The 16,502-nt window shown below is 61.5% G+C and carries 15 protein-coding genes and 1 pseudogene; 14 read left to right on the top strand and 2 right to left on the bottom strand.

Features of this window, described 5'->3' with window-relative positions:
- Window position 1 precedes the first annotated feature (1 nt).
- The gene (locus tag ACR3EN_RS07640; RefSeq protein ID WP_480823636.1) at window positions 2–2,761 is read left to right on the top strand and encodes a [protein-PII] uridylyltransferase; all 2,760 of its coding nucleotides are present in this window, start codon (window positions 2–4) and stop codon (window positions 2,759–2,761) included.
- Entirely contained in the window at window positions 2,758–4,473 is a 1,716-nt protein-coding gene (murJ, locus tag ACR3EN_RS07635; protein WP_480918409.1) for a murein biosynthesis integral membrane protein MurJ, read from the top strand. Before ACR3EN_RS07640 ends, murJ begins: the two co-directional genes overlap by 4 nt.
- Here murJ and ACR3EN_RS07630 read toward each other — a convergent pair.
- A pseudogene (locus tag ACR3EN_RS07630) lies at window positions 4,409–4,795 on the bottom strand (rhomboid family intramembrane serine protease); the annotation flags it as partial. The gene murJ and the pseudogene ACR3EN_RS07630 overlap by 65 nt on opposite strands.
- A 281-nt stretch (window positions 4,796–5,076) precedes the next feature.
- On the opposite strand from ACR3EN_RS07630, the gene trpS reads away from it, so the two are divergent.
- Entirely contained in the window at window positions 5,077–6,105 is a 1,029-nt protein-coding gene (gene trpS / locus ACR3EN_RS07625) for a tryptophan--tRNA ligase (protein WP_480823630.1), read from the top strand.
- Window positions 6,106–6,156: 51 nt separating this feature from the next.
- Here trpS and ACR3EN_RS07620 read toward each other — a convergent pair whose 3' ends face one another.
- Complete coding sequence (locus ACR3EN_RS07620) at window positions 6,157–7,206, bottom strand: Glu/Leu/Phe/Val family dehydrogenase (RefSeq protein ID WP_480823628.1); 1,050 nt, start codon at window positions 7,204–7,206, stop codon at window positions 6,157–6,159.
- Window positions 7,207–7,335: 129 nt separating this feature from the next.
- On the opposite strand from ACR3EN_RS07620, the gene ACR3EN_RS07615 reads away from it, so the two are divergent.
- The 11 genes from ACR3EN_RS07615 (at window position 7,336) to ACR3EN_RS07565 (ending at window position 16,315) form a co-directional block, all read left to right on the top strand.
- Window positions 7,336–7,797 carry an Lrp/AsnC family transcriptional regulator gene (locus tag ACR3EN_RS07615; protein WP_480823626.1) on the top strand — a complete coding sequence of 154 codons (462 nt, stop codon included), beginning with the start codon at window positions 7,336–7,338 and terminating at the stop codon, window positions 7,795–7,797.
- Window positions 7,798–7,855: 58 nt separating this feature from the next.
- The gene (locus tag ACR3EN_RS07610) at window positions 7,856–8,713 is read left to right on the top strand and encodes a branched-chain amino acid aminotransferase (RefSeq protein WP_480823624.1); all 858 of its coding nucleotides are present in this window, start codon (window positions 7,856–7,858) and stop codon (window positions 8,711–8,713) included.
- A gap of 53 nt (window positions 8,714–8,766) precedes the next feature.
- Window positions 8,767–9,222 (top strand): universal stress protein, encoded by a 456-nt coding sequence (locus tag ACR3EN_RS07605; RefSeq protein ID WP_480823622.1) that lies wholly within the window; start codon window positions 8,767–8,769, stop codon window positions 9,220–9,222.
- A gap of 9 nt (window positions 9,223–9,231) precedes the next feature.
- Entirely contained in the window at window positions 9,232–9,825 is a 594-nt protein-coding gene (locus tag ACR3EN_RS07600) for a DsbA family protein (protein ID WP_480823620.1), read from the top strand.
- Window positions 9,826–9,894: 69 nt separating this feature from the next.
- Window positions 9,895–10,458 (top strand): NifU family protein, encoded by a 564-nt coding sequence (locus ACR3EN_RS07595; protein ID WP_480531999.1) that lies wholly within the window; start codon window positions 9,895–9,897, stop codon window positions 10,456–10,458.
- Window positions 10,448–11,035, top strand: coding sequence for a tRNA (adenosine(37)-N6)-threonylcarbamoyltransferase complex dimerization subunit type 1 TsaB (tsaB, locus tag ACR3EN_RS07590; protein ID WP_480823618.1), 588 nt, complete (start codon window positions 10,448–10,450; stop codon window positions 11,033–11,035). The genes ACR3EN_RS07595 and tsaB overlap by 11 nt, the downstream gene beginning before the upstream one ends.
- Entirely contained in the window at window positions 11,032–11,451 is a 420-nt protein-coding gene (locus ACR3EN_RS07585) for a GNAT family N-acetyltransferase (protein WP_480823616.1), read from the top strand. The genes tsaB and ACR3EN_RS07585 overlap by 4 nt, the downstream gene beginning before the upstream one ends.
- A gap of 148 nt (window positions 11,452–11,599) precedes the next feature.
- Window positions 11,600–12,598 (top strand): BMP family lipoprotein, encoded by a 999-nt coding sequence (locus ACR3EN_RS07580; RefSeq protein WP_480823614.1) that lies wholly within the window; start codon window positions 11,600–11,602, stop codon window positions 12,596–12,598.
- An 81-nt stretch (window positions 12,599–12,679) separates the two neighbouring features.
- Complete coding sequence (locus ACR3EN_RS07575) at window positions 12,680–14,209, top strand: ABC transporter ATP-binding protein (protein WP_480531991.1); 1,530 nt, start codon at window positions 12,680–12,682, stop codon at window positions 14,207–14,209.
- 1 nt (window position 14,210) lies between these two features.
- Entirely contained in the window at window positions 14,211–15,305 is a 1,095-nt protein-coding gene (locus ACR3EN_RS07570) for an ABC transporter permease (RefSeq protein ID WP_480732960.1), read from the top strand.
- Entirely contained in the window at window positions 15,305–16,315 is a 1,011-nt protein-coding gene (locus ACR3EN_RS07565) for an ABC transporter permease (protein ID WP_480732959.1), read from the top strand. The genes ACR3EN_RS07570 and ACR3EN_RS07565 overlap by 1 nt, the downstream gene beginning before the upstream one ends.
- Window positions 16,316–16,502: the final 187 nt, after the last annotated feature.

Here is a 16,502-nt window from a genome sequence, read left to right as displayed (position 1 = left end):
CATGCCTGACAACAAGCTAATCTGCCCCGCTGACCGGATATTTGACAGCGTCAAAGTCAATGCCGAGCTTTCGGCCATCGTTGAAAGCGGCACGGACAACTCTGCCCTACGTGCGGAGACCGTTCGCATTCTGCGAGAGGCCCAAAAGGCAGGACGCGAGGCCATTGCAGACGCGTTCGCCCAAGCGCCATTTGATGCGCGCCCTTTGACCCGGTCCTATACCTACCTGACAGACCAATTGGTCTGTACAGCCATGCGCGTCGCAAGTGAAACGCTGCACCCGCTGGCTACGCCGACACAGGGCGAAAAGATCGCCGTTCTAGCCGTCGGCGGATATGGTCGGGGTGAAATGGCACCGTCGTCTGACGTCGATCTGTTGTTCCTGACGCCTTACAAGATCACCGCCTGGGCCGAGAGCGTGATCGAATCCATGCTCTATATCCTGTGGGATCTGCGACTGAAGGTTGGGCATTCATCACGCACGATCAAGGACTGCCTGCGGCTGGGTGGGGATGATTTCACCATCCGCACCGCGATGCTGGAACAGCGCTATCTGGCTGGCGACGCCGCGCTTGCTGCCGAACTTGAGACCCGGTTGAAGGCGGATCTGTTCAAAGGCTCTGAGCGCGATTTCATCGAAGCCAAGCTGAAAGAGAGGGAAGAGCGGCACCTGAAGCAAGGTCAGCGCTATATGGTCGAGCCAAACGTCAAAGAGGGTAAAGGCGGGCTGCGCGATCTGCAATCGCTCTATTGGATCGCCAAGTATATCTATGGTGTTCAGGATGTGGCCGAACTGGTGCCGCTGGGCTTGTTCACGCCGGAAGAATTCGAAGGCTTTGTTCAGGCCGAAGATTTCTTGTGGGCCGTGCGGTCTCATCTGCATCTGGTTACCGGGCGGGCAACGGAGCAACTGACCTTTGACCTTCAGGTCGAGGTGGCCGAGCGAATGGGATACAAGGACCGAGCCGGGCGACGCGCGGTCGAGGTGTTCATGCAGCGCTATTTCCGCGAAGCCACGCGCGTGGGCGAGTTGACACGCATTTTCCTGACAAAGCTGGAAGCGGCCCATGTCAAAAGCGCTCCGTTGCTGGAGCGTCTCTTTCGCCGCCGCCCGCGCGTGAAGGCCGGATATCAGGTTGTACATGGCCGCCTGGATGTCGCCGAACCGGACACTTTTCTGACCGATAAGCTGAACCTGTTGCGGCTGTTCGAAGAGGGGCTGCGCACAGGTATGCTGATCCACCCCGACGCCATGCGGTTGGTGGCTGCCAATCTGCATCTGATTGATGAAGACATGCGCAACAACAAGGAAGCGCGGCGCATCTTCCTTGACCTGATGCTGAAACACGGCAACCCCGAGCGCGCCCTGCGACGGATGAATGAACTGGGCGTTCTGTCAGCCTTCCTGCCCGAGTTCGAGCCCATCGTGGCGATGATGCAGTTCAATATGTATCACAGCTATACGGTGGACGAGCACACGATCCAGTGCATCGTCAACCTCGCCCAGATTGAACGCGGTGAGTTGATCGAGTCACTGCCGCTGGCCTCATCGATCCTCAAGGAAGGCGTCAACCGCAAGGTGCTGTATGTGGCGCTGCTGCTGCATGACATCGCCAAGGGACGGCCCGAGGATCACTCGATCCTTGGCGCGCAGATCGCGCGCAAGGTGGCCCCACGTCTGGGGTTGAACAAATCGGATTGCGAGACAGTGGAATGGCTGGTGCGCTATCACCTGCTGATGTCGGACATGGCGCAGAAGCGCGACATCTCGGACCCGCGCACCATCCGGGACTTTGCCAAAGCGGTCGAAACGGTCAAACGGCTGGACCTGCTGACAGTTTTGACCGTCTGCGATATCCGCGGCGTTGGCCCCAATACGTGGAACAACTGGAAAGCCACCCTGCTGCGCGCGCTACATGCCGAAACCAAACGCGCACTTGAAACCGGGATGGAGGACCTCAACCGTGCCAATCGCGGCGCGGGCGCGAAAAAGCTGTTGCGGGCCGAGTTGGCGGACTGGTCCAAGTCTGATCTGAAAACCGAAACCGGGCGGCATTACGATCCCTATTGGCAAGGCTTGAACCTTTCGACCCATGTCGAGTTCGCCGAGATGCTGAAAGCGCTGGAAGACAGCGGCGATCCCGGTGAGATGGAGATTCGCCTGCATCCCGACGAAGACCGCGACGCGACGCGCGCCTGTTTCGCCATGGGTGACCACCCGGGTATCTTTGCCCGCATCGCAGGGGCCCTGGCGCTGGTCGGCGCCAATGTGGTCGACGCGCGCAGCTATACGACCAAGGATGGCTACGTGACCGACGCGTTCTGGATTCAGGACGCCGAGGGCCGCCCCTTCGAATCCAGCCGCCTGCCGCGTCTGACGCAGATGATCCACAAGACGCTGAAAGGCGAGGTGGTGGCCCGTGACGCCTTAAAATCGCGCGACAAGATCAAGAAACGCGAGCGCGCCTTTAACGTCCCAACCCATATCACCTTCGACAATGACGGGTCCGAGATTTACACAATCATCGAGGTCGACACCCGCGACCGCCCCGGTCTGCTCTATGATCTGGCGCGTACGCTGGCTGCGGCCAATGTCTATGTCGCCAACGCCGTCATCGCGACCTATGGCGAGCAGGTGGTCGATACCTTCTACGTCAAGGATATGTTCGGCCTGAAATACCACTCGGACAGCAAGCAACGCGGCCTTGAGGCCAAGCTGCGCACCGCTATTACCGAGGGCGCCGAGCGCGCCGCCTCATGAAGCAGATCCGTCTGTTCTCGGGGTTTTTCACGGTAGGGTTCTGGACGCTGGCCAGCCGTATCCTTGGGTTTCTGCGGGAAATCCTGCTGACCGCCTATATCGGGCCGGGCCCGGTGATGGACGCCTTTGTCGCCGCCTTCCGCCTGCCCAATATGTTCCGCCGTTTCTTTGCCGAGGGTGCGTTCAACGCAGCCTTTGTGCCGATGTTCTCCAAGCGGCTGGAGGGTGACGAGAACGCCGAAGGCTTCGCACAAGACGCCTTCAACCTGCTGGCCGTTGCCGTATTGGCGCTGGTCGGTCTGGCGATGGTGTTCATGCCCGCACTGGTCTGGATCACGGCCGAGGGGTTCTATGGCGACGAACGCTTCGATCTGGCCGTGGACTATGGCTATGTCGTCTTTCCCTACATCTTGTTCATGTCGCTGGCGGCGTTGTTTTCCGGCGTGTTGAACGCCACGGGCCGGTTCGCCGCCGCCGCCGCCGCGCCGGTTCTGCTGAATATCTTCGCCTGCTCCGCCCTGATCTTCGGGGCGCTATCAGGTGGTGAGGTGATCCGCTGGCTGATCGCCGTCATCCCTGCCGCTGGCGTCGCTCAGCTGGCCCTTGTCTGGATCGCAACCGAGCGCGCAGGCATCCGCATCCGCCCCGGCCTGCCGAAGCTCAGCCCCGAGATGCGGCGTATGGTGAGCATTGCGGTGCCTGCCGCTTTGGCCATGGGGGTGACGCAGGTCAATCTGGTGGTGGGGCAGTTGGTGGCCTCGAAAACCGAGAAAGCTGTGAGCTGGCTGTTTGCGGCAGATCGCCTGTATCAACTGCCCTTGGGTGTGGTCGGTATCGCCGTGGGCATCGTCCTGCTGCCTGATCTGTCCCGTCGCCTCCGCGCCGACGACAAAGACGGCGCGCGCAATGCGTTTTCCCGGGCCGGAGAATTCACCCTTCTGTTGACCATCCCCTCGACCGTCGCCTTCGTGATCATCCCCGTCCAACTGGTCTCGGTCCTGTTCCAGCGCGGCCAGTTCACCGCCGAGGATACCGCAGCCACCGCACTGGCCGTCGCTATCTACGGCATCGGCCTGCCAGCTTTCATGCTGCAAAAGCTGCTGCAGCCGCTGTTCTTTGCCCGCGAAGACACGAAATCCCCGTTCCGATACGCCGTTGTTGCGATGGTTGTGAATGCCGCTCTCGCCTTTGGCCTTTATCCCGTGGTCGGCTGGATCGCGCCCGCCATCGCGGCCTCGACCGCCGGTTGGGCTATGGTCTTGCTGCTGGCCATCGGCGCGCGGCGGTTCGGGGACGAGGCCCGTTTTGATGCGCGGTTCAAACACCGGGCATGGCGGATCGTTGCGGCCTCGGCCGGGATGGGCGTCGTGCTGTTTGCTGCGATCCACCTGTTCGGCTGGGCGTTTGAGCTGTCCGGCCTGCGCTACCTAGCCTTACTCCTGCTGATCGCAGCGGCGGGTGCGGCCTACTTCGCCCTCGGTCACGTGTTCGGGGCTTTCAAACTGTCGGAATTCCGCACCGCGCTGCGCCGGGGTGACCCGCCTAGTCGCGGCGTATCCTGCCCAGAATCCGCGCCCAGCCGCCCGGTGCCAGAAAGAACGACAGGCCAAACCCGGTGCCAAACCCGGCCAGATCGGCGACCCAGTCCGAGGTGCCCCCGAAAAGCAGGCCAAACAGGAGTTGGATACCCATCAGCACGGCAATCAGGCTGAACGCACGGGATTGATTTGCACCAACCAAAGACAGATTTCGCCAGAGCAGCCATGTGAACGCACCGATCAACCCGTAAACGGGCGGGAACCCTCCGACCAGCGGATAGGCCGGGTCCAGCAGCACCGCATAGGCTAATGCTCCGCCCATGCCCGACAGAACGAATATGATCAGCATGGCGACGCTTCCGAACACCTCGGCCACCATCTTGCCCATCGCCAGCACGAAGACGCAGACAAAGATCGCCTGCGTGAAATTGGCCGAGACAAAGGGATAGGTGACAAAGCGGATCACATGCTCGAACGGCCAGCGCCCGTTTTCCATCATCCAATCGAAGATATCGGGCGAGAATGTGTATTGCTGCAGCGCGTCCAGCCGCCAACCCACCGCCGACGGCCCGCCAACGATCCCACGTGCGCCCAGTTGCAGGACTACCTCGATCCCGATGATGAACAACGTCAACGCCACCACCACAGGCGGTAGAGGGTTCACGGGCGGGGTATAATGCTCACTGCTCATTGGGCTTTACCTTTGCGGCTGTTGACGTCCCTTAGCCTCATGGGTAAGCGACGGGGACTGATTTTTCCAGACGGGAGTTCCCTTCGATGACCGAGACCCAATTCACGCCGCGCGTGTTCTCCGGCATCCAGCCTTCGGGAAACCTGCACCTTGGTAACTATCTGGGTGCGCTCAAGCGTTTTGTGGACATGCAGGGTGCGGATTTTCAGACCATCTACTGCATGGTCGACCTGCACGCGATCACCGTCTGGCAAGACCCGGCCCGCCTGCGTGAAAAGACGCGCGAGGTCTGCGCAGGCTTCATCGCCGCCGGTCTGGACCCCGAAAAGTCGATCCTGTTCAACCAGAGCCAGGTGCCTGAACACACGCAACTGGCCTGGATTTTCAACTGCATCGCCCGGATGGGTTGGATGCAGCGGATGACGCAGTTCAAGGACAAGGCGGGGAAGAATTCGCAAAACGCCTCGCTGGGCCTGTTTGCCTATCCAGCGCTGATGGCGGCGGATATTCTGGTCTATCACGCGACGCATGTGCCCGTGGGAGAGGATCAGAAACAGCATCTGGAACTGACTCGCGACATCGCGATCAAGTTCAACCACGACTATGGCGTCGAATTCTTCCCGGTGACCGAACCCGTCATCGGTGGCCCCGCGCCGCGGGTGATGAACCTGCGGGACGGGTCGCGCAAGATGTCGTCTTCGGACCCGTCGGATATGACGCGGATCAACATGACAGATGATGCCGACACCATCGCCAAGAAAATCCGCAAGGCGAAGACCGACCCGGATGCCCTGCCCTCGGAAATCGAAGGTCTGTCAGACCGCCCCGAGGCGCGCAATCTGGTGAGCATCTATGCCGCGCTCAGCGATCAGACGGCGGAGCAGATTCTGGCCGAGGTCGGCGGCAAGCAATTTGGTGAGTTCAAGCCGATGCTGGCAGAGCTTGCGGTCTCGAAACTGGCCCCGATCTCGTCCGAGATGGCGCGTCTGATGGGCGAAGAGGCCGAGATCGATCAAATCCTCGCCCGCGGCGCAGAACGTGCCCGTGCGATTGCGGCTCCGATACTGCAGCAGACCTATGAGATTGTCGGGATGGTGGGCGCAGGCAAGCCCTGACCCTTTGGCAAACAGAACGCCGCCCCGATCAGGGCGGCGTTTTCTTTTGGCTCAGGCCGCCTGTGCACGCAGGGTTTCGTGCACGATGGATTCTGCAATGTCATGGGGGCTGATCGCCTCGGCCCTGGCGCGGGTCAGGATGCGATCCATGGTCTGTTCCAGCGCTTGCAGCCGGTGGTTTACCCAATCCTCACGATCGGCCACGCGCAGAATCTCGGTGGCGACATTGATGATCCCACCACCATTGGCGACGAAATCCGGCGCATAGAGGATACCCCGGTCGTGCAGCAGCAGCGCGTCGCGGTCCTTGGCCAGCTGGTTGTTCGCACCACCGGCCACGGCACCCACTTTCAGCAGCGGGATGCTGGTTTCATTCAGAATACCACCGATGGCGCAGGGGGCGAAAATATCGGCCTCAACGCCATAGATCGCATCCGGTGCGACGGCCTGCGCGCCGAACCGTTCGGCCACGCGCGCGGTTTGCTCGGTGTTGATATCGGTGACGATCAGGCGCGCGCCCGCGTCATGCAGGAACTGGCACAGATGCTCGCCCACATGGCCCAGGCCCTGAACCGAAACGGTCAACCCGCCCAGATCGGCCAGCCCGAACCGGTGCTGCGCCGTCACCCGGATCGCGTTGAAAATCCCGCGCGCCGTGATCGGAGAGGGATCGCCGCTGGCAAAGGCCCCATCCGCCAGCCCGGCGACGAAATCGGCCTCAGACCCGATATGCGCCATGTCGGCCGGGGTCATGCCCATATCCTCGGCGGTCCAGTAAAGCCCGTCGAGGCTTTGGACCACGCGCCCGAAGGCTTTCAGCAGCTCGGGCGTCTTGTCGGCGCTCGGATCACCAATGATCACCGCCTTGCCTCCGCCCAACGGCAGGTCAGCGGCAGCGTTCTTGAACGTCATGCCCCGCGCCAGCCGCAGCGCATCCTGCAGCGCCTCGGCGGGATGGCCATAGGGCCGCATCCGCACACCACCCGCAGCCGGACCGCGTTGGGTCGAGTGGATGGCGACATAGCCCAAAAGGCCAAGCTTGCTGTCTTTGAATTCAACCACGCGCTCGTGCTCGGGCGCGTCTACGATGGTGATGTCCATGCGTCTCCTCCGGAATCTCCAGAAGAGTTTGCCACCTTTGCCTGAGGGGTTCTCGCCATTATCTGGCTGGTTATTGTCAGATATTAGTGATATTCTCTATTATATTGCATAATCGTAGATACTTTCCCCATGGATACCATAGACACCAAAATCATCCGCGCCCTGCAAAAGGATGGGCGCATGACGGTCATTGATCTGGCGGACCATGTTGGCCTGTCCCCGACCCCCTGCGCGCGGCGATTGGAACGTCTGCAGCGCGATGGCATCATCACCGGCTATGCCGCGCAGGTGGATCCAGAACAATTGGGCTTTGGCGTCACTATCTTCGTCTCGGTCGAGCTGGAAAAGCAGGATCGCAAGGCCATTGATGCGTTCGAAAAGGCGATCCGCCGCTGTGACGAGGTGATGGAGTGCTACTTGATGACCGGGTCGCGGGATATTCTGCTGCGGGTAGTGGCAAAGGACCTCACTGCCTTTGACGCTTTTCTGGAACATCGGCTGATGCAGATTCCCGGGATCCGCAACCTCAGATCAAACTTTGCCCTGCGTACGATGGTCAAACGCGGAACGCTGCCGCTGCATCACGGATAATCTGCTGGACCTTGCCTCGGCCCCAACCTAGGTTTCCCTCGAACCGAGGGAGGGCACAATGGCAGTCGGCACAAACATCCGCACCTATTTCGATGGTCAATGGCATGACGGAGACGCTCCGATCATGCGCGCGGCAGACCATGGCGCTTGGCTGGGGTCGTCTGTCTTCGACGGCGCGCGGTTCTTTGAAGGGCTGACCCCCGATCTCGACGCCCATTGCGCGCGGGTGAACCGGTCCGCCGAAGCGCTGATGCTGGCACCAAACGTCACCACAGAACAGATGGTCGAGCTGGTGCACGAGGGGCTAGAGGCCTACGCCCCCGGCACAGCCGTCTACATCCGGCCGATGTATTGGGGGATCGACGGGGATCCCACTGCGATTATCCCACAGGAAGACAGCATCGGCTTTGCGATCTGCCTCGAAGCGATCCCTATGGCGCCCGAGACGGCCTCGGCCACGCTGACAACCACGCGGTTCCGCCGCCCGGTACTGGAATCCGCTGTCGTCAACGCCAAGGCCGGATGCCTCTACCCCAACAACGCAAGGATGCTGGCCGAGGCGCGGTCGAAAGGGTTCTCGAACGCTCTGGTCGCCGATGCGATGGGCAACGTTGCCGAAACTGCAACCGCCAACATCTTCATGGTGCGCGATGGCGAGGTCTTTACCCCCATCCCCAATGGCACCTTCCTTGCGGGCATCACCCGTGCCCGCCACATCAAGAACCTGCGCGCAGACGGTGTAACCGTGCACGAAACCGTCCTGAGCTTTGACGACTTCCACAACGCGGATGAGGTCTTCATGTCCGGCAACATGAGCAAGGTCACCCCCGTCACCGCGCTGGACGACACGCAGTATCAGGTCGGTCCCGTCGCCCGCCGCGTGCGCGAGATGTATTGGGACTGGGCGGCCAGCTAGTTGCCAGTGCCCCCGCGCTGGGGCATGATCGCGGAAACAAACCGGGGACAGATATGCGCAAATTCCTTGTGGTTCTGGATGACAGCCGCGAATGCCTGAACGCGATGCGCTTTGCGGCTATGCGTGCGGCGCATACGGGCGGAGGGGTCACGATCCTGTCGGTCATTCCTCCAGACGAGTTCAACCACTGGATCGGCGTCGCCGAAGTGATGCGCGAAGAGGCGCGTGAACGTATCCACGCCCATTTCGAAGTGTTCGCCAAATGGATGCGGGACAAGCAAGGGGTCGAACCCGAACTCGCCATTCGCGAGGGCGACCCGGTGCCCGAGATCATCGCCCATGTCCAGTCGGACCCGGAAATAGGCGTTCTGGTGCTGGGTGCCGGAACTGACAAGAAAGGTCCCGGGCCGCTGGTGACGCAGCTGACGCGTAACTCGGGCAGCCTGCCGATCCCGATTACCATCGTGCCCGGTGATCTGAGCAAGGAAAAGCTGGAAGCCATTACCTGAGGGCCGCAGATGGGTGCGCAACTGCAATTCTGGTTCGATTTCGCCTCGACCTATTCCTATCTCAGCGCGATGCGGATCGAGGCCATGGCCTCGGATCAGGGTGTCGAGGTCGCGTGGCAACCGTTTCTGCTGGGACCGATCTTTGCCGAACAGGGGTGGGACAACTCCCCGTTCAACATCTACCCCGCAAAGGGACGCTATATGTGGCGGGATATGGAGCGCCTTTGCGCCGCGCGCGGCCTGCCCCTGCGCCGCCCCGATAGCTTCCCGCAAAACAGCCTGAAGGCGGCGCGTCTGGCGTTGACCATGGATGCGCCTGACCAGCGTGCGGCCTTTGCCCGCGCGGTTTATGCGGCGCAATTCGGCGCGGGCCGGGACATCTCGGACCCGCAGGTTCTGACAGCGTGTCTTGCGACCGCCGGTGCCGAACCTGCGCTGATGGACCGGATGGGCGAGGCGCAGATCAAGGCGGCCCTGTTCGAACAGGTCGACCGCGCCCGGGCGCTGGCCATTTTCGGCGCGCCCAGCTTTGTCGCCGGGGACGAGCTGTTCTGGGGCGACGACCGCCTGGATGCCGCGATTTCTCACGCCGCAGCAATTTAGAACGGTTCCAAATCTTGACTTCGCCCGCGCGGGCGCGCATATCAAGGTCACCTCAAACGGAGCCGCGCCATGTTCATCCAAACCGAATCCACGCCCAACCCGGCCACGCTGAAATTCCTGCCCGGTCAGACGGTTCTGGAAGCGGGCACCGCTGACTTCCCAAGCGCCGAGACCGCAGAGAAGTCGCCCTTGGCCCAGCGGATTTTCGGGGTAAACGGTGTGACCGGCGTGTTCTTTGGCAATGATTTCGTCACCGTTACGAAGTCGGATGACGTTCAGTGGGATCACATCAAACCTGCTATCCTCGGTGCAGTGATGGAGCACTACCAGTCGGGTCAGCCGGTCATGGCGGCCGATGCGCAGACCGCCTCGGGCCATGCCGAACATACTGGCGAAGACGCCGAAATCGTCAACCAGATCAAAGACCTGCTGGACAGCCGGGTCCGCCCTGCGGTGGCGCAGGACGGTGGCGACATCACCTTCCACGGCTTTGATCGCGGCGTGGTCTACCTGCATATGCAAGGTGCCTGCGCGGGATGCCCGTCCTCGACACTCACGCTGAAAATGGGCATCGAAAACCTGCTGCGCCACTACATCCCCGAAGTGACCGAGGTACGCCCCGTTGCGGTCTGACCCGACGATTCTGGCATTTGACACATCGGCCGCGCATTGCGCGGCCGCTTTGTTGTGTGGCGACCGGATCGTGGATTCGGTCGCCGAACGGATGTCCCGCGGGCAGGCCGAAAGGCTCATGCCCCTGCTCGAAGAGCTGTTGAACCGGAACGGGCTCAGCTGGCACGACCTCGATGCGATTGGCGTGGGCATCGGCCCGGGCAATTTCACCGGTATCCGAATATCGGTCTCCGCCGCGCGCGGGCTGGCGCTGGGGCTTGGGATTCCGGCGGTTGGCGTCTCGGGGTTTGATGCGCTGGGTGAATTAGCCGCTCCGGGCCAGATCCCCGCCATCCCCGCGCCCCGAGACCAGGTCTATGTTCAGCCAGACGACACTCCACGCCTGATCGCGCGTGATGAGGCCGAAGGGCTGGGCCCACTGTTCCTGTGTGCCGCCCCCGACCAGCAGGCCTACGCTATCGCCCGACTGACCGAGCGCCGCTGGCAGGCAACGCAAACGGCGCCCGCCCCGCTTTATGTCCGACCCGCTGATGCCGCGCCGTCGCGCGATGTGCCACCAGTTCTGCTGGACGAATGACACCCGAAACCCTTGCCCAGATCCACACGGCAGCGTTCACGCAGTCCCGCCCGTGGACCGCGGCGGAATTCACCGACCTGCTGGCGGGGCGCTTCACCCATCTTGTTGGCGACGACCGGTGTTTTGCGCTGTTTCAAGTCATCGCGGATGAGGCAGAGCTGCTGACCATCGCAACCCATCCCGATCATCAAAGGCAGGGCCTTGCCCGTCAGACCATGGCAACGTGGCACGCTCAGGCGCAGCACCTTGGGGCCACACGCGCTTTTCTTGAGGTGGCCGCCGACAATGAGGCAGCTATCGCGCTGTACTCAGGCTGCGGGTACGAACCTTGCGGGCGGCGACGTGCCTATTATGCGCGCAAAACTGGCCCAAATGTGGACGCGATTGTCCTGGAGTGCCTGCTAATCGGGAAATAATCGATCTTTTTGACCAAATGATCAAAAATCAATTGACCGAAGCTGTTGCAAACGTCCTTAATTCCCGCCATCACAACAGGTATGCTCGCTCTGAGTGGGTGATGGGGCGGTCAAGCCCCGGACCGATAATAGCCAACGGGAGTAACAGATGACCCTTATGAAATCCTTGATGGGCGCCGCGGCGGCGGTTGCGCTGACAGCTGGCGCCGCTCTGGCCGAACCGGCCCTGATCTTTGATCTTGGCGGCAAATTCGACAAGTCGTTCAACGAAGCTGCACATAACGGCGCGTCACGCTGGGCCGAGGAAACAGGCGGAACCTACCGCGAGATCGAAATGCAATCCGAAGCGCAGCGCGAACAGGCCCTGCGCCGCTTTGCCGAAGCGGGTTCGAACCCGATCATTACCATGGGTTTCGGCATGGCCGATCCGCTGGCCGCCGTGGCGCCCGACTATCCTGACACCACTTTTGTTGTGGTCGACGTGACATGGCTGGATGCACCCAATGTGCGTCAGGTGGGCTTTGCCGAGCATGAAGGTTCATATCTTGTCGGCATGATGGCAGCCATGGCTTCGGAATCCGGCACCGTCGGCTTTATCGGCGGCATGGACGTTCCGCTGATCCGTCACTTTGGCTGCGGCTATGCACAGGGAGCCAAGGCGGTGAACCCCGACATTAACGTGGTGGCCAACATGACCGGCACCACCCCCGCCGCCTGGAACGACCCGGTGAAGGGTTCGGAACTGACCAAGGCGCAGATCAGCCAGGGTGCTGACGTTGTTTATGCTGCTGCCGGCGGCACCGGTGTTGGCGTGCTGCAAACCGCCGCTGACGAAGGCATCCTGTCGATCGGTGTGGACAGCAACCAGAACCACCTGCACCCGGGTAAGGTTCTGACCTCGATGCTAAAACGTGTGGACGTCGCCGTTTACGAAGCGATGAAGGCCGGTGAAAACGTCGAAACCGGCGTGTTCGTCATGGGTCTGGCCGAGGATGGCGTAGGCTTTGCCATGGATGACAACAACGCGTCGCTAGTGTCGGACGACATGAAAGCAGCAGTCGACAAGGCCCGTCAGGACATCATCGACGGCAACGTCTCGGTTGTCAGCTATTACGAGAATGACAGCTGCCCGGCGCTGCAGTTCTGATATCACGCGGGGCGGGGGGCTGACCTCCGCCTCGCCTCCACTCTGCCGCATGCGGCCCTTTCGGCAACCCAAGGACAAGACATGACCGTCCCCGCCATTGAGCTCAAAGGGATTTCCAAAGCCTTTGGGCCGGTTCAGGCCAACAAAGACATCTCCATCAGCGTCGCCCCCGGAACGATCCACGGGATCATCGGTGAAAACGGTGCGGGCAAATCCACGCTGATGAGCATCCTCTACGGCTTCTACAAGGCCGACAAAGGTGAGATCTGGATCAACGGATCAAAGACCGACATCCCGGACAGTCAGGCGGCCATCGCCTCGGGCATCGGGATGGTATTTCAGCATTTCAAACTGGTCGAGAATTTCACCGTTCTGGAAAACATCGTTCTAGGTGCCGAAGATGGCGGGCTGCTGGCCCCCTCGCTGGCCAAGGCGCGCAAGGAACTGAAAGCGCTGGAAGAAGAATACGAGCTGTTCGTCGACCCCGACAAGCGCATCGATGAGATTGGCGTCGGCATGCAGCAGCGGGTCGAGATCCTGAAGGCGCTGTATCGCAAGGCCGAGATTCTGATCCTCGACGAACCAACCGGAGTGCTGACCCCTGCCGAGGCGGATCAGCTGTTCCGCATCCTCGACCGGCTGCGGTCCGAGGGCAAGACCATCATCGTGATCACCCACAAGCTGCGCGAGATCATGGAAAACACCGATACGGTTTCGGTGATGCGGCGTGGCGAGATGACCGCGACTGTCAAAACAGCCGACACCAACCCGCAGGAACTGGCCGAGCTGATGGTCGGCCGCAAAGTGCTGCTGCAGGTGGACAAGGTGCCCGCACAGCCGGGCAAACCGGTGCTGGAGATCGAAAACCTCAGCGTCACCGATTCCGCCGGGGTCGAGCGCGTCAAAGGTATCAACCTGACCGTCCGCGCGGGCGAGATTGTGGGCATCGCCGGGGTCGCTGGGAACGGACAATCCGAACTGCTTGAGGTTCTGGGCGGGATGCGCCCGGGGCATGGGACGATCCGGCTGAACGGTGCGCCGCTGGCCCTGCATGGCGCAGGATCTGACGGTCAGGCGCGGCGGGCGCAGGGCATTGCTCATGTTCCTGAGGACCGCCAGCGCGAAGGTCTGATCATGGATTTCCACGCGTGGGAGAATGTGGCCTTCGGCTATCACCGCGACCCGGCCTATCAGCGCGGCATCTTCATGGACAACGCCGCCCTGCGTGCCGACACCGAGGCCAAGATCGAAAAGTTCGACGTGCGCCCCCCGAATGGCTGGCTTACCGCCAAAAGCTTCTCGGGCGGCAACCAGCAAAAGATCGTTGTCGCGCGTGAGATCGAGCGCAATCCCGATCTACTGTTGGTGGGCCAACCCACGCGCGGCGTGGATATCGGAGCCATCGAATTCATTCACAAACAAATCGTCGCCCTGCGCGATCAGGGCAAGGCGATCCTGCTGGTCTCGGTCGAGCTGGAGGAAATCTTCTCGCTGTCCGACCGGATCGCGGTGATGTTCGACGGACATATCATGGGCGAGCGTCTGCCCGCTGAGACGGATGAAAAAGAACTGGGCCTGCTGATGGCCGGTGTTGCGGGAGAGGCCGCGTAAGATGGAAAAAATGCCCAAATGGGCCGATGTGGTGCTGATCCCGCTGATCAGCCTGCTGCTGGCCACAATCCTGTCGGCACTCGTCATCCTCGCGATCGGAGAAGACCCGATCGAGGCGGTCAACCTGATGGTCACAGGCGCGTTGGGCTCGACCTATGGTTGGGGATATACGCTCTACTACGCGACCAATTTCATCTTCACCGGGTTGGCCGTGGCGGTGGCCTTTCATGCGCGCCTGTTCAACATCGGTGGCGAAGGGCAGGCCATGCTGGGGGGGTTGGGCGTTGCTATCGTCTGCCTGTCCGTCCCTTGGCCGCACTGGACCATCGCCCTGCTGGCTGCATGCGCCGCGTCGATGATCTTTGGTGCGGCATGGGCCGCCATCCCGGCCTATCTGCAGGCCAAACGGGGCAGCCATATCGTGATCACCACGATCATGTTTAACTTTATTGCAGCCGCCTTCCTCAACTACATGCTGGTCAACGTCATGCGCCCGCAAGGTTCGCAAGACCCGGCCACCGCGCGCTTCCCCGAAGCGGTGCATCTGCCGACCTTCCAGTCGATGTTTTCAACCGCCGAGAACGTGATGTTCCGCGGCGCGCCTGCGAATATCTCGTTCTTCGTGGCGATCCTTGCCTGTGTCGTGGTCTGGGCGCTGATCTGGCGCACCCGATTGGGCTATGAGATCCGCGCCTATGGTCATTCAGAGACCGGGGCGGTCTATGCCGGTATCTCGCCGGTCCGGATCACCATCATCGCCATGCTGATCTCGGGCGCGCTGGCCGGTCTGATGGCGATCAACAACGTGATGGGTGAGGCGGAACGGCTGGTCCTGAACTCGACCGAAGGCGCGGGCTTTATCGGCATCGCGGTCGCACTCATGGGTCGATCGCATCCGTTCGGCGTGTTTCTGGCCGCGATCTTGTTCGGGTTTCTGTATCAGGGCGGCGCCGAGCTGGCGCTCTGGACCTCGATCCCACGCGAGTTGATCGTGGTCATTCAGGCGCTGGTGATCCTGTTTACCGGAGCGCTGGACAACATGGTGCGGATGCCGCTTGAAAAGCTGTTCCTGGCTCTGCGAAAGGGGTCGGCCTGATGGATATCTTCCTGACACTCATCCAGGTTCTGGATTCCACGATCCGTCTGGCCACGCCCTTGTTGCTGGCCTGTCTGGCCGGGCTATATTCCGAACGTGCGGGCATCTTCGATATCGGGCTCGAAGGCAAGATGTTGATGTCGGCCTTCTTCTCGGCGGCTGTGGCAGCTGTTACCGGCTCGGTCTGGCTGGGCCTGTTGGCGGGGATTGCGGCCTCGCTGGTCCTGTCGGCGTTGCACGGGTTTGCCTCGATTACATTCCGGGGCAATCAGCTGATCTCGGGCGTTGCGATCAACTTCCTCGCCTCAGGGATGACAGTACTGGTCGCCCAAAGCTGGTTCCAGCAAGGTGGGCGCACGCCATCCCTGTTTGGCGGCGGGCGGTTTGAGTCGGCCGAGTTCCCCTATGCCATCGGCCCCGAGGACGCCGAGCTGACAGGGCAACCGGTGTCCCAGCTGATGTCCGAGGCCAACACCCTGCATATGGTCTATTCCGAGTTGCTCTCAGGTCATTCTGTTCTGGTCTATGTGGCCTTCCTGATGGTGCCGCTGACGTGGTGGATTCTGTTCCGCACCCGTTTTGGCCTGCGCCTGCGCGCGGTGGGTGAGAACCCGGCAGCCGTCGACACTGCCGGTGTCTCGGTCGTGGGTCTGCGTTATGCGGCTGTGGCGATCTGCGGTATCCTGTGCGGCATCGCCGGGGCCTATCTGGCCACCGCCCTGCAAGCTGGCTTCGTGAAAGAGATGACCGCCGGGCGCGGCTTCATCGCGCTGGCCGCGCTGATCTTTGCGAAATGGCGGCCATGGCACGCCATGTGGGCCTGCCTGCTGTTCGGTCTGCTGCAAGCCGTTGCCCTGCGTTTCCAGAACATCGATCTGGGCGGCGTCGTGATCCCGGTGCAGGTGATGGACGCCCTGCCCTATATCCTGACCGTGGTGATTCTGGCCGGGTTCGTGGGCAAGGCCGTACCGCCGCGCGCCGGGGGTGAACCTTACGTGAAAGAGCGCTGATAAGGCCAGTTCAGGACTGCCCTGCAGTCCTGTTTGCTGCAAAGCGGCATACAGAGTTGATTTTGTATGCCGCAACCGCTCTAAGGGGGTATGGACATGCCCCGCCACAGCTTTGCAGCCCCGGCATCCAAGGCCCAAGTTGTTGCGCGTGCTACGCCTGTTGAGTTTTACGTTATCACCGGTTCTG

It is taken from the genome of Ruegeria sp. G7 (assembly GCF_056535465.1).
The sequence above is the reverse complement of the archived record's forward strand: the minus strand, read 5'-3'. Positions and strand labels throughout refer to the sequence as shown.

What these genes read in the sequence shown, in the direction of transcription:
- ACR3EN_RS07640 (WP_480823636.1), top strand. Translation starts at nt 2, where the DNA reads ATGCCTGACAACAAGCTAATCTGCCCCGCTGACCGGATATTTGACAGC.
- murJ (WP_480918409.1), top strand. Translation starts at nt 2,758, where the DNA reads ATGAAGCAGATCCGTCTGTTCTCGGGGTTTTTCACGGTAGGGTTCTGG.
- trpS (WP_480823630.1), top strand. Translation starts at nt 5,077, where the DNA reads ATGACCGAGACCCAATTCACGCCGCGCGTGTTCTCCGGCATCCAGCCT.
- ACR3EN_RS07620 (WP_480823628.1), bottom strand. Translation starts at nt 7,206, where the DNA reads ATGGACATCACCATCGTAGACGCGCCCGAGCACGAGCGCGTGGTTGAA.
- ACR3EN_RS07615 (WP_480823626.1), top strand. Translation starts at nt 7,336, where the DNA reads ATGGATACCATAGACACCAAAATCATCCGCGCCCTGCAAAAGGATGGG.
- ACR3EN_RS07610 (WP_480823624.1), top strand. Translation starts at nt 7,856, where the DNA reads ATGGCAGTCGGCACAAACATCCGCACCTATTTCGATGGTCAATGGCAT.
- ACR3EN_RS07605 (WP_480823622.1), top strand. Translation starts at nt 8,767, where the DNA reads ATGCGCAAATTCCTTGTGGTTCTGGATGACAGCCGCGAATGCCTGAAC.
- ACR3EN_RS07600 (WP_480823620.1), top strand. Translation starts at nt 9,232, where the DNA reads ATGGGTGCGCAACTGCAATTCTGGTTCGATTTCGCCTCGACCTATTCC.
- ACR3EN_RS07595 (WP_480531999.1), top strand. Translation starts at nt 9,895, where the DNA reads ATGTTCATCCAAACCGAATCCACGCCCAACCCGGCCACGCTGAAATTC.
- ACR3EN_RS07585 (WP_480823616.1), top strand. Translation starts at nt 11,032, where the DNA reads ATGACACCCGAAACCCTTGCCCAGATCCACACGGCAGCGTTCACGCAG.
- ACR3EN_RS07580 (WP_480823614.1), top strand. Translation starts at nt 11,600, where the DNA reads ATGACCCTTATGAAATCCTTGATGGGCGCCGCGGCGGCGGTTGCGCTG.
- ACR3EN_RS07575 (WP_480531991.1), top strand. Translation starts at nt 12,680, where the DNA reads ATGACCGTCCCCGCCATTGAGCTCAAAGGGATTTCCAAAGCCTTTGGG.
- ACR3EN_RS07570 (WP_480732960.1), top strand. Translation starts at nt 14,211, where the DNA reads ATGGAAAAAATGCCCAAATGGGCCGATGTGGTGCTGATCCCGCTGATC.
- ACR3EN_RS07565 (WP_480732959.1), top strand. Translation starts at nt 15,305, where the DNA reads ATGGATATCTTCCTGACACTCATCCAGGTTCTGGATTCCACGATCCGT.